This is a genomic window from Rhodospira trueperi, from assembly GCF_900101965.1.
In the GTDB taxonomy this organism is placed as follows: domain Bacteria; phylum Pseudomonadota; class Alphaproteobacteria; order Rhodospirillales; family Rhodospirillaceae; genus Rhodospira; species Rhodospira trueperi.
In genome coordinates this window covers 277,334-290,878 of the sequence record NZ_FNAP01000003.1, presented here as the reverse complement: position 1 = coordinate 290,878, position 13,545 = coordinate 277,334, and the positions used below count along the sequence as shown (strand labels likewise).

Below are 13,545 nucleotides of genomic sequence, written 5' to 3'. Positions count from 1 at the left end.
CAGCGATCTCGTCTCTGCCCTGCCGTTGTGCAGCCGCCTGCCCGACGACGTGAAGGTCTCGTTCGAGTTCTTCCCGCCCAAGACGGACAAGATGGCCGAGAGCCTGTGGGCCGCCGTCAAACGCCTGGAGCCCCTGGGTCCGCAGTTCGTGTCCGTCACCTACGGGGCCGGCGGCTCGACCCGCGAGCGCACCCACGACACGGTGGCGCGCATCGCCCGCGAGACGACCCTGAAGGCGGCGGCGCACCTGACCTGCGTGGACGCCACCCGCGAGCAGGTGGACGACGTGGCGCGGCGGTACTGGGACGCCGGCATCCGCCATATCGTCGCCCTGCGCGGCGATTCGCCGGAAAGCGACGGGGTCTATCGCCCCACGCCGGGGGGCTATGCCTTCGCCGCCGATCTGGTCGAGGGCCTGAAGAAGGTGGCCGACTTCGAGATCAGCGTGGCCGCCTATCCGGAACCGCACCCGGAGGCCGCCAGCCCCGAGGCCGACCTGGACGCGCTGAAACGCAAGGTCGACGCCGGGGCGACGCGGGCCATCACCCAGTTTTTCTTCGACGTCGACGTGTTCAACCGGTTCCGCGACCGCGCCGCCGCCGCCGGCATCACGGTGCCGATCGTGCCGGGCATTCTGCCGGTCAGCAACTTCGCCACCGTCACCAAGTTCGCCGGCATGTGCGGCGCCAGCATTCCCCAGTGGATGGCCGAGACCTTCGCCGGGCTTGACGACGACCCGGACACCCGCAAGCTGGTGGCCGCGATGGTCGCCGCCCAGCAGTGCCGGGCGCTGGCGGCGGCGGGCGCCGACCAGTTCCACTTCTACACCCTGAACCGGGCGGACCTGACCTACGCGATCTGTCACGTGCTGGGGGTGCGCCCGCCAGAGCCCGTGCCGTCTCCCGCCATGGCGGAGGCATAGAAACACCTTGCCGCAGGTTGGGGTAAGCGAAGCGAACCCCAACCCCAACACCTGACGGCGCTGTTGGGGTTCGGCACTTCGAGCCTCACCCCAACCTACGATTCGTTCCCCAAGTCCACAGGCGGCATCCATGAGCGACTTTCTCGACCATCTCTCCCGGCATGTTCTGTTGTGCGACGGCGGCATGGGCTCGCTGGTGCAGGCGCTTCCCCTGTCCCTGGACGAGGATTTTTGGGGCAAGGAGAACTGCACCGAGGTCCTCAGCCTGTCCCGCCCGGATGTGGTGCGCGACATCCACCGCCAGTACTACGCGGCCGGCGCGGACGTGGTGCAGACCAACACCTTCGGCGGTTCGCCCATCACGCTGGCCGAGTTCGAGCTTCAGGACAAAGCCTTCGAGATCAACAAGCGTGGCGTGGAACTGGCGCGGGAGGCGGCGGAGACCTTTTCGGATGACCGCCGCCGCTTCGTGCTGGGTTCCATCGGGCCGGGCACCAAGCTGCCCAGCCTGGGGCACATCGACTACGACAGCCTGGAGGCGTCCTTCACCACCCAGGCCGAGGGGCTGGTCGCCGGCGGTTGCGACGGCGTGCTGGTCGAGACCTGCCAGGACCCGTTGCAGTTCAAGGCAGCCATCAACGGCACCAAGGCGGCGCGGATCAGCCAGAACCGGCCCGATGTGCCCATCTTCCTGCAGGTGACCGTGGAGACCACCGGCACCCTGCTGGTGGGGGCCGACATCGCCGCCGCCGCCACGGTGGCGCAGGCGCTGGGGGTCGACTCCATGGGCCTGAACTGCGCCACCGGGCCGGCGGAGATGGCCGAGCACGTGCGCTGGCTGTCCGAGAACTGGCCCGGCCGCATCAGCATCCAGCCCAACGCCGGCCTGCCGGAACTGCGCGACGGTGCCACCTTCTACCCGCTCACCCCGCGCGAACTGGCCGACTGGCACCGCCGCTTCATCGCCGAGGATCGGATCAATCTGGTTGGCGGTTGTTGCGGCACCACGCCGGAGCACATCACCGCCGTGGACGCTATGCTGCGGGAGACGGCAACTGAGGGCGCCCACCGCCCCGCCGCCCAGCCGCGCACCACGGTCTGGGTGCCCTCCGTGGCGTCGCTATATGGGCGGGTGGAACTGCGCCAGGAAAACGCCATCCTGTCCATCGGCGAGCGCTGCAACGCCAACGGCTCCAAGAAGTTCCGCGACCTCCAGGACGCCGAGGACTGGGATGCCATCGTCGGCATCGCCCGCGATCAGGTGAAGGACGGCAGCCACACGCTGGACGTCTGCACCGCCTTCGTCGGCCGCAATGAACTCTCCGACATGACCGAGGTGATCACCCGCCTGCGCGGGCAGGTCAACGCGCCGTTGGTGTTCGACAGCACGGAAACCCCGGTGCTGGAAGCCGCGCTGAAGCTTTACGGCGGCAAGCCGATCATCAACTCGATCAACTTCGAGGACGGCGAGGAGATCGCGGCCGAGCGCCTCAAGCTGGCCTGCAAGCACGGGGCCGCCGTCATCGCCCTGACCATCGACGAGGACGGCATGGCCAAGACGGCCGACAAGAAGCTGGAGATCGCCCAGCGGCTCTATGACTTCGCCGTGAACCAGCACGGCCTGCCGGCTTCCGACCTGATGTTCGACCCGCTGACCTTCACCATCTGCACCGGCAACGAGGACGACCGCCGCCTGGGCATCGAGACGCTGGAGGGCATCCGCCTGATCCGCGAGGCCCTGCCCGAGTGCCAGATCGCGCTGGGGCTGTCGAACATCTCCTTCGGCCTGAAGGCGGTGGCGCGGCACGTGCTGAACTCGGTGTTTCTGGACCACGCGGTCCGCCACGGCATGACCGGCGCGATCATCCACGTCGCCAAGATCAAGCCGCTGCACGCCATCCCGGAAAAAGAGGTGAAGGCGGCGGAAGCGCTGATCTACGACAAGCGGGAAGAGGGCGGGGAAGATCCGCTCCAGGCGTTCATCGCCCTGTTCCAGGACCGCTCGGCCGAAACCGAGAAGAAGAAGGAGCGCCCGGCCTCGGTCGAGGAGCGCCTGAAACAGCGCATCGTCGACGGCGACCGTCAGGGGCTCGACGCCGACCTCGACGAGGCGATGCAGACCCACGAACCCCTGAAGATCATCAACGAGTTTCTGCTGGGCGGCATGAAGGTGGTCGGCGAGCTGTTCGGTGCCGGCAAGATGCAGCTGCCCTTCGTGCTCCAGTCGGCCGAGACCATGAAGACGGCCGTGGCTCATCTGGAGCCGCACATGGAGAAGATCGAGGGGCAGGAAAAGGGAATCATGGTCCTGGCCACGGTGAAGGGCGACGTCCACGACATCGGCAAGAACCTCGTCGACATCATCCTCACCAACAACGGCTACAAGGTCGTCAACATCGGCATCAAGCAGCCCATCGCCAACATCCTGTCGGCGGCGCGCGAGCACAAGGCCGACGCCATCGGCATGTCCGGCCTGCTGGTGAAGTCCACCGTCATCATGAAGGACAACCTCGTCGAGATGTCGCGCGAGGGCTGGGACATCCCGGTGTTCCTGGGCGGTGCCGCGCTGACGCGGGCGTTCGTCGAGCAGGACTGCGTGGCCGCTTATGAGGGCGGGCAGGGCCGCGTGGCCTATGCCCGTGATGCCTTCGACGGCCTGACCCTGATGAGCCACGTCATGGAAGGCAGTTTCGACGGCTATCTGGAGGAGCTTCAGGACAAGCGCGCCGGCCGGCCGTCGCGCCGCAAGGCGGCGAACAACGACGACGTCCTGGAGGTGCCGCCGGAGGCCCGCGAACGCACCAACCGCCCGGTGGAGGCCGAGGAAATCCGCCTGCGCCGACAGGAACTACATTCGGGGATCACGCCACCCGAGCCGCCGTTCTGGGGGTCACGGGTGCTGGAGACCTCCATCGCCGTCAAGACCCTGGTGCCCTACGTCAACGAGAACACGCTGTATCAGTTCCAGTGGGGCATGAAGAAAAGCGGCCGCACCCTGGCCGATTGGAAGGCGTGGGCGGCGAAGGAGTTGCGCCCGATCTTCCACGACATGGCGCGGCGCTGTGTGGAGGAGGATATCCTGAAGCCGCAGGCCGTCTACGGCTACTGGAAGGCGGCGGCGGACGGCGATTCCGTGGTGCTGTTCGATGAGGACGGAACGACCGAGGTCGCGCGCTTCGCCTTCCCGCGTCAGGACCGGTCGGGAGGGCTGTGCCTCGCCGACTTCTTCCGCGACATCAGCGATCCGGTGCGTGACGTCATCGGGTTGCAGGCGGTGACCATGGGCCACCGGGTGTCCGAGGTGGCGCGGGCGTGGTTCGGCGACAATCGCTACAAGGACTACCTCTACCTCCACGGCATCGGCGTCGAGATGGCGGAGGCCCTGGCCGAGGTGGTCCACAAGCGCATGCGCGGCGAACTGGGCTACGCCAGCGAAGACTCCCGCGAGATCGAGGGCCTGTTCAAGCAGGAGTACCGGGGCTCGCGGTATTCGTTCGGCTACCCGGCCTGTCCCAACCTCGCCGACCAGCACGCCCTGCTGGAACTGCTGGGGGCCGACCGCATCGGCCTGTCGCTGACCGACGAGGATGAGTTGGTGCCGGAGCAATCCACCTCCGCCATCGTCGTCCTGCACCCGCAGGCGAAGTACTTCCGGGTGTAAGAGCCGGCGCCATCACAGGTGGGTCTTGGTCCGCACGTCCTCCGTCGCGCAGACCGTGGCGGACGACGGGCCGGGGGCGGCCATGCCCCCGGCGTGGGTATGCCGCGGGACGCTGAGGGAATGTATCTCAAAAGAGCAAAAATTTATTGTAAAACAGCAAATATCGTGACATCGTGACGGCAGTCCCGCGCTAGAGAGGATGCCGAGATGCGCAACCTGGATCACATTCGCCGCCTGAGCCACGCCCTCCGCCTGGTTGTCGCCTTGGGCATCGTGGCGTTTATCGCCGTGCCTCCCCTCCTCTGGAGCGAACCGGCCTGGCTGCGCACGACCTCGACCCTGAGCGAGCATATGCCGGCGACCCTGGCTGTCTGGCAGCAATGGGTCGGAGGGGCCGTCGCGACGGCGGGCGGGTTGGTCGGCGTCTGGATGCTGTCGGCGCTGTGGCGCTTGTTCGGGTTGTACGGCCAGGGCCGAATCTTCGAACGGGAAAACGTGCTGGCCCTGCGTCAGTTCGGGCTCGGGCTGATCGCGTACGCGCTGACGTCCGTCGTTCTCACGACACTCCTTGTGCTGATCCTCACCATCACGGCACCGGTGGGACAGCGCATATTGGAAATTACCGTCGACCACGGTCAGGTCAGCACGCTGATCCTTGGCAGCGTCTTCATGGTGATCGGTCGGGTCATGGACGAGGGACGCCTCCTTCGGGAAGAGCAGGCCACCATCATTTGAGGCCGTTGGCCGCTTCGGGGGAGCGGCCTCGGGGCGCGGTGCCGGTTCACGTCCCCGCAGTTCGAGCAAATCCCGAGCGATCCGGAACGGATCGCGACGACGATTTGGCTCAATATCAAATAATTAGAGCGCATTGTGTGAGTCAGAGCGCACGCAACGCGCTCTAGAACAGGATCCGGAATTGTGCCCATTGTCGTGACCCTGGATATCATGCTTGCGCGCCGAAAGATGAAATCGCGGGACTTGGCGGCTGCCATTGGCATCACCGAGCAGAACCTGTCCCTGCTGAAGTCAGGCAAAGTCAAAGGCGTGCGATTTGCGACGTTGGAGGCCATCTGCGCCACGTTGGACTGTCAACCGGGCGACATCCTTTTGTGGCAGCCGGATGACGATCCCGCACCGACGTAGGCCTTTGGCGGGTGTCCGATTGCCCTTGAAGGATCAAGGCTTATATCGGGAGGCAGGGGCCGTTGTGACCGCTTGGGCACGGCGGCCCGTTTCCTGTCCCTCCCGTTGGAGAGCCCCATGAGCAACGTGAAGATCCTGGTCCTGTACTATTCCATGTTCGGCCATGTCGAGACCCTGGCCCGCACGGCGGCCGAGGCCATCAACGCGGTGGACGGCGCCGAGGCCGTGCTGAAGCGGGTGCCCGAGCACATCCCCGACGACGTGCTGCAGTCCTTCGGCGCCAAGACCAGCCAGACGGCGCCGGTGGCCGATCCGGGCGAACTGGCTGAGTACGACGGGTTCCTGTTCGGCACGCCGACCCGCTTTGGGAACATGGCCGGGCAGATGCGCAATTTCTTCGACCAGACCGGCACGCTGTGGGCCGAGGGCAAGCTGGTCGGCAAGCCGGCCGGCGTGTTCGTCTCCACCGGGACCGGCAGCGGCAACGAAACCACCGTCCTGTCGATGGTCCCGACCCTGGTGCATCACGGCATGGTCTTCGTCGGGCTGCCGTATTCGGCCCCCGAACTGACCGATATCAGCGAGGTTCGGGGCGGAAGCTGCTACGGCGCGGGGACCATCGCCGCCGGAGACGGCAGCCGCCAGCCCAGCGAGAAGGAACTGAACCTGATGCGGTTCCAGGCCAAACACCTGACGGACGTGGCGCGGAAACTGAAGGGCTGACCGGTTCCCCTTCCCGGCGACGGCGGCGATGGAACGGGCGGGTCCGTTTCATCGCCGACCGCATCGGCCTGTCCCTGACCGACGAGGACGAACTGGTGCCGGAGCAGTTCGCCTCCGCCATTGTCATCCTGCACCCGCAGGCGAAGTCCTTCCGGGTGTAGGGGCGGCGCGTGCCGCCATCGGGACCGTTCGGGCTGATGTCGGCCGGGATGGCGCTGTGACGGCGCGCATTCGGGTTGAAAAGCGCTTGCGAATTCCGCAGCCAATGATAGCGTTCCTGTGCGCGGCAAGGGGGCCGGATCGCCGCGCGGATGCGGTTCGGGCGGCCGGATCCGTCTGGCCGAAACGGGGATGGTCACCGGGGGCTTTCGATCCTGATGTCCGTCCCTTCGGGGTTAAGGCTCGCACCAGGAACAGGAAAGCGCGGCCTTGACATAATTTGCGATGGCGGCGCTGCCGCTCATCATTTCATATGGGTTCAGGGTCCGGGCGAACCGGACGCCGCGCTGAAGGGAGCGGACACAGGCATGATCCCGACCATGGCTTCGCGGCACCGTCGACGGGAAAGGCCAAAGCTGGGCCTGACCGAGGTTTGTGGCCGTGCGGCGGTCGCGGCGCTTGTGGTGGCGACGGCCGCACCGTCAGCCTGGGCCGCTGATCGTGCCCTGATCGTTGCCATTGATACGTACCAGATGGAGTCGCTCAACCTGCCGGCGGGCTCCTCGCTCGCCGATGCGCGCGACCTGAAGACTCTGGCCGTGGAGCACCTGGGCTACAGCGCCGAGAACGTCAAGCTGCTCCTCAACGAAGAGGCCACGCACGACGGCATTCTGGCGGCCATCGACGACTGGCTGATCGCCGGAACCGAAGCCGGTGATCGGGTCCTTTTCACCTATTCCGGCCATGGAACCGAGACGAAGGACCAGGATGGCGACGAGGAGGATGGTCGCGACGAAGCTCTGGTGCCGTGGGACACCGGCATGGCCATCGGCGGGGAGCCCACCAATCTGCTGCTGGATGACACCCTGCGGGAGCGCTTCGCCCGTCTGTCGGACCGACAAGCGCTGGTGCTGGTGGATTCGTGCCATTCCGGCACCGTGACGCGGGCCGTCGTCGGTTCGGGCGACGGCGACGACGCCACGCCCGTCGCCCGCAATGCCGCGGCCCTGAGACGTCTTCGCGGCACCACACGGGGCTTGATCCCGCTCGGCGACGATATTCTGCCTCCGGATGCCCACGCCAACAACTTCATTCCGATGGAAGACGCAAAGACCGTCCGGGTGTTCACGGCGGCGGCGGCCCATGAGGTCGCCTATGTGGATCCAGCGACGGCGCCGGCACAGGGCATTTTTACCCGCAGCCTCATCAAGGCGGTCGGTGAGGGCAAGGCCGACACCAATGGCAACGGCATCATCAGCAACGCCGAGGTTCTGACGTACCTGCAGTCGGTGTCGCGGGAGTTCTGCGAAGGGTTCAGCGGGTGCTCAACCCTGACGCCGACGCTGGAGACCAGCAAGGGTCTGCTCGGTCAGGATTTTCGCACCGGCAACGCGGCGTCCAGCCCGGCGGCGGGCTTCGGCGACGGTCTGGGCAAGCCGACGGCCGATCTTCTCCTGGGGATTGAACCCGGAAGCCGGGTCCGTCAGGGCGACACGGTGACCTTTGTGGCGCGGCCGTCCATTGATGGGTACCTGATCGTCCTCGACATCAACGCGAACGGCCAAGTCACGCAGTTGTACCCCAACGCGTTCACCGGCGCGGACAATGCCGTGCGCCAGGGCCAGACCGTGCGCATTCCGGACGAGCGGTACGACTTTGTGTTTCGGGCCGTCGAACCGCTTGGCAAGGGGCATCTTGTCGCCGTCCTTGCCTCCGAACAGGTGGCACCGGACGACCTGCTCGTCGCGCACCGGGACCTCGCGGTGATCGAGGATCCGCAAGACTATCTGAACGCAATGGCCGAATCGCTTGTCGGGTCCTGGAGTCGGCAGGTGAATGGCCGGCCTCTCAACTGGGGGTATACGCAACTCGGCTACGAGATCATGCCTTGAGGCCGCAGTCATCCGGAATGCCGGGTCCCCAACGGGCGCGGGCGTGGCAGAAAACGGGGCGCGGGGGTCAACGGCGATATCGTCGTGCGACGTTGCCATGGGCTTGCGCGCCAGTTAGGGTTGGTCAACCTAGGGCGGCTGCGGGCTGGACGCCCAAAGGGGTTCCCGAAGTGGTCATTGAGGTGGCGAGTCCTGTGTGTTCCGCGCCGGCGGTCAGGGCGGCACGCAGCACGCTGAAGAGATGTATCCGTGGGTCGTTGGGCTCATCGCGGGACGTTTTGTCCATTCACAACATTGTCTCCATTGCCGGGGGAACATGAAATGCGTGCCAAACTGCTGCGCTATACAGCGATCGCGATTGTAAGCACTAGTCTTGTGTCGGCCTGTCAGACGACCAACAAGTACGGCTACGACTATTCGGCTGATCGATGCAAGGTTCAGCGCGACAACCTGCTGGAGCAGCAGGACTACTTCGCGGATGACCTGATCAAGGGTGTCCTGGTCGGCGCCGCCGCGGGGGCCGCGCTTGGGGCTCTGACGGCTTGGGCGACGGGCGGAGACGCCGGCACCGGCGCGGCCATCGGGGCGGCGAGCGGAGCCGTGACCGGCGCCAGTGCTGCCTACTTCAACTATGTCCAGAAACAATCGGGCAACCAGTCCGAACTTCTGAGCACCATCCTGCTCGACATGGAGTCCGACGCCGAGCGTCTGGCCCGCACGCAGCAGGCTCTTGATGCGCTCATCGCCTGCCGCACGGCGGAGAAGAACGCCATCCAGGCTGACTTCGACGCCGGTCTGATCGACGCCGCAACGGCGCGGTCGCGCATGGCCACACTGAATACGAAGCTGAACGAGGACCTGCGGGTGGCGCGGGACATCAACAAGAATGTCTCGTCGCGCCAGGCCAACTTCGAGGTTGCGGCCTCCCAGGTCGGTGCGCTGCCGGGCCGTCGGCCGGCGTCGAGCCAGGCCAGCCAGCCGGCCGTGCAGGTGAGCGCGGCGAACCAGCCGAAGCAGGAGGAGATCGGTCGCACCTACACCACGCTGGAAAAACGCAGCGTGGCCGTGGAAAACAGTGTGTCCGAACTGGCGACGCTGCAACAGGAAACGACCGAATTTGGCGGCTTCTCCACGAGTTGGCTGTCCTCGCCGGGCCTGTCGGAGGTGGCGGCGGCGCCGGCCTGCATGCCCTGTTCGGCGACCGCCAACTGAAGCCTGCCACCGTCGTCCGGACACCGTTCGCGGACAGGGGTTGACACGGTGTCCGTTCGATGGGGGCGTGATCGCGGGGCGCGCCGGGCCGAATGTCGGTCGGGCGTCCCGTGGTCTCCCGTCGTTCGCCCGACCGGCGCGGGAGTGGCATCCAACGCCTCGTGCCGGACACGCCGTGACAACCGGTCTACAGGATCGAACAGCGCAACCAAACCGGATTACCGGGAGGCACACATGGGGTTCGTGATGCGGTGGGATGCCTCGCGGGTCTTGAAGGGTCGGTGGGCGTCGGGTCGGCGGTTGACCGCCGGAGCCATCCTGACCGCGCCGCGCATCATGCTAGTGACGGTTGTCCTGGCTGCGATGCCGGTGGCGTGGACACCAGCATGGGCCCAGGAGCAGCAGGAGCAGGAGCAGGAGCAGGAGCAGGAGTCCCTCCCCCCCGGGGTGCCGTCCCGGCCGTTCCTGATGCTCGACACGGGCATGCACACGGCGCCCATCAGCGATCTGGTGGTTGATGAGGCCAACGGGCTGGTGGCGACCGCCTCGCTGGATAAGACGATCCGCCTGTGGGACCTGGAAACCGGACAGCACGGCGAGCGGTTGATCATGCCGCTGGGCGACGGCGCGGAGGGCATCCTGCACAGTCTGGACATCGCGCCCGACGGCGGGCGGATGATCGCCGGCGGGTTCACCGGCTATAGCTGGGACGATGGCACCTTCAGCCTGTACACCTGGGGGCTGCCCGATCAATCCATGATGCGGCTGAAAAACCTGCCGACCACCATCGCTCACACCCGATACCGATCCGACGGTCAGATCTTCGTGGTGGGCTTTCTGTCCGGTCAGGGCGTCGGCGTGTTTGGCAGCAACGGCCAGTTTCTCGGTCAGGACCGGGACTACGACGGGGCCTCCGTGCGCGAGATCGCGTTCGGACCGGACGGCCGTCTGGCGGTGTCCAGCGATGACGGGACCGTACGGTTGTATGCGCCCGACTTCCGGGTGATCGCGAAGCGAACCTTCGAGGGGCCGGGCTCGCCCCATGGCGTCGCCTTTTCGGCGCAGGGCGGGTATCTGGCGGTTGGTTTTTCCGGCGCCGCGCGCGTTGAGATCTTCGACAGCACCACCCTGGAGCCACGCCTCAAGGTCTCGGACCCGCCCGGGGCGTCCGGGGACACGCCGCTGGTGACCTGGATCAACAGCGAAGAGACCCCGTTGGTGGTGGCTGCCGGCCGGCGCGCGACGGAAGACGGTGATGTTCTTGCGCTCGCCTATGACCCGGAAGCGAAGTCCTGGGCCTGGAGCGTCGAGATCGGCCGTGACTCTGTGACGGCCCTGGAGGCACGCCCGGGCGGCGGGCTCGTGTTCGCGACCTCCGATCCCGCCTGGGGCCTGGTGTCCGCGAACGGGCGCCTACAGACCTCGCATCGCGCCGGCCTTGCCGATTTCCGGGACGTCAGCGACGGTGTGTTCGCCGTGTCGGACGACGGCCAACGGCTGGTCATCGGCGTTCAAACCGGTGGCGAGGAGCCCGTCACCATCGATCTGGCGCGCGGGCGGATCACCCAGGGCGGCACGGTCGAGGACGGCATGCACGCCCCGGAACCGGACCTGCCCGAGACCTCCCAGGCTGACTGGCGCAACCGGACCGACCCGGCCGTCGGCTCGGTCGCCCTGACCCTGGACCGGGGCGAGGCCGCGCGCAGCCTTGCGCAACTGCCCGACAACGGCGGGTTCGTGGTGGGCGGCGATTTTGCCCTCCGGGTGTTTGCCGCCGACGGGACGGAACGCGCGCGCAAGGACATTCCGGCGGCGGCCTACGGTGTCGTGCCGGCGGCCAAGGCCCCGGTCCTGGTGGCGGCGCTTGGGGACGGCACGGTGCGCTGGTACTCGCTGGCCCCGGACAGCCTGCTGGATGAACTGGCCAGCGCCTTTTACCATGTGTCCTCGCAACGTTGGGTCGTCTGGACGCCGGAGGGGTTCTTCGCGCACTCCCCGGGCGGAGGGCAGAATCTTGTCGGCCATGTGCTCAACCGCGGCAAGGCCGAGAGCCCGATGGTGGTCGATTTCGCCCAGCTTTACCGCCTGTTCCACCGTCCCGACCTTGTGTGGGCCTATCTCGCCAACCCTCTGGAGGAGCGGGCCCGGTTGGAAAAGGCGATGGCCGACATCGGCGACCTGCGGCAACTGCTGCAAGACGCGCCGACCCCTGAGATCAAGCTTGTCGCCCTGTGCGAGCCCGAAGCCGGCCAGACCACGCGCGGCTTCGTCGCCGTCGCGGCCCCCACCGAAGCGAACGAGGCGGCATCGGACGAGGCCGCCTCTGAAGAGCGCTGCCGCCCGCCCCAGAACCTGACGCGAGCCTTCCGCCGCACCGGCGATGCCGAGCCGCAGGATGCCGAAGAGGACACCGAGACCGTGGGCGTGTTGACGGTCGCGCCCGGGCAGACTCAGATCACGTTGCGCTTCCAGGTGACCGACGCGGGGGCCGGGGTGGGCGCCATCGACGTCTTCCGTGACGGGCAGAACGTCGGGCGGACCATGGCAACGCGGGCGTTCCGCCGTCAGGGAGACGCGCCGCCCTCCGACGGTCTTGCGGGAAAAAAGAAGCAGGAGTCGGCGTCCGCGTCCGACGGCGAGACGTCCGGGGACGCGGGCGTTCCGGGCGCCCCGATCATTCTGGACCGTCAGGTGGCGCTGGAAGAGGGCGCCAATCTGATCGAGATCCGCGCCTACAATGACGCCGGGATCTACGGCAAGACGGCCATGACCCTCATGGTGCCGGCGGCGCCCGAGGCCGAGACGACGCAGGAACCGGAGGAGCCCGGCGAGGCGCTGTGGCTGGTGAGCGTGGGCGTCAATGACTATGCCGGCGAGGGCAACGACCTCAACTACGCCGTGCCTGATGCCCGATCCGTGGCGGCCGAGATCGCCGAGCGTGCCGCGCCGTTCTACGACCGCGTGGAACTGGTCGAACTGTACGACGGCGAGGCGGAGCGATTGCCCCTGGAGGCCGCCCTGACCGATCTCGGCGACTCTCTCAACCGCACGGACAGTCTCGTGCTTTACCTTGCGGGGCACGGCCGCGAGACCGAGGAGGGGCTGTATCAGTTCCTGACCCCCGAGGCCTATGCCCGGGAAGGCGAGACCGGATTGAACCAACAGCGTCTGGTGGAGCTGCTGGGGGACCTGCCAGCGGCGCGGAAGATGATCTTTCTGGACACCTGTCACGCCGGCTCGTTCGAGGTCAGCACCATCTCTGGCAACCTGTACAACGAAACCGGCAACTTCATCCTGGCGGCGTCGGCCAGTCAGGAAGAGGCCCTGGATTCCTATAACGGCGTCAACGGCGTGTTCGCCCATGCCATCCTGACGGGCCTGCGCCGCTACGCCGCCGTGGGGCGCGAGCGCACGGTCAGCGCCCTCACCCTTGGCGAATTCGTGCGCGAGGAGGTCAGTCTTCTGGCGGAGGAAAAGGGGCACACGCAGCGCGCCGTCTTCCAGGGCGACGATACCAGCCGGTTCATGCTGGGCAAGGCGGACGACCCGTGAGGGGCGCGGTGTCCGGCGGCACGGAAGGAAAAAGCGAATGATACGGCTTCCGGATGAAGGGTTCGGTCCTGTGGAGGCGCGCTCTGTTCTCCCCCCCCCACCGGGGGGAGGTTGGGAGGGGGGCGAGTTGGTCAACGAACGGATCAGGCTTTCCGCGTCAACCCCACCCCAACCCTCCCCTATCCAGGGGAGGGGGTCCGGCTCGTCCCCCCGGCCGGGACCGCACGTCCCCGCGGCGGACGCGCGTGGTTCATCCGATTGCCGTAGGGGTGCCGCCCGCT

General features: G+C 66.9%; 8 protein-coding genes. All 8 read left to right on the top strand.

Annotated features, from left to right (window positions below; all coding sequences use genetic code 11):
• The first annotated feature begins 25 nt into the window (after positions 1-25).
• Positions 26-922: a methylenetetrahydrofolate reductase gene (metF, locus tag BLS85_RS06340; RefSeq protein ID WP_425438470.1), complete on the top strand. Its 897-nt coding sequence runs from the start codon at positions 26-28 to the stop codon at positions 920-922.
• 130 nt (positions 923-1,052) lie between these two features.
• On the top strand, positions 1,053-4,583 hold the full coding sequence (metH, locus tag BLS85_RS06335) for a methionine synthase (protein ID WP_092783889.1): 3,531 nt from the start codon (positions 1,053-1,055) through the stop codon (positions 4,581-4,583).
• A gap of 207 nt (positions 4,584-4,790) precedes the next feature.
• A complete protein-coding gene (locus tag BLS85_RS06330; RefSeq protein ID WP_092783886.1) occupies positions 4,791-5,318 on the top strand; it encodes a DUF2975 domain-containing protein in 528 nt (175 codons plus the stop codon).
• Between the two features lie 183 nt (positions 5,319-5,501).
• Positions 5,502-5,726 carry a helix-turn-helix domain-containing protein gene (locus BLS85_RS06325; protein ID WP_092783883.1) on the top strand — a complete coding sequence of 75 codons (225 nt, stop codon included), beginning with the start codon at positions 5,502-5,504 and terminating at the stop codon, positions 5,724-5,726.
• Between the two features lie 117 nt (positions 5,727-5,843).
• Positions 5,844-6,449, top strand: coding sequence for an NAD(P)H:quinone oxidoreductase (gene wrbA / locus BLS85_RS06320; RefSeq protein WP_092783880.1), 606 nt, complete (start codon positions 5,844-5,846; stop codon positions 6,447-6,449).
• Between the two features lie 527 nt (positions 6,450-6,976).
• Positions 6,977-8,500, top strand: coding sequence for a DUF4384 domain-containing protein (locus tag BLS85_RS06315; protein ID WP_176793421.1), 1,524 nt, complete (start codon positions 6,977-6,979; stop codon positions 8,498-8,500).
• Between the two features lie 321 nt (positions 8,501-8,821).
• The gene (locus tag BLS85_RS06310; protein WP_092783874.1) at positions 8,822-9,712 is read left to right on the top strand and encodes a glycine zipper domain-containing protein; all 891 of its coding nucleotides are present in this window, start codon (positions 8,822-8,824) and stop codon (positions 9,710-9,712) included.
• Between the two features lie 234 nt (positions 9,713-9,946).
• Entirely contained in the window at positions 9,947-13,264 is a 3,318-nt protein-coding gene (locus BLS85_RS06305) for a caspase family protein (protein ID WP_092783871.1), read from the top strand.
• The last annotated feature ends 281 nt before the right edge of the window (positions 13,265-13,545 follow it).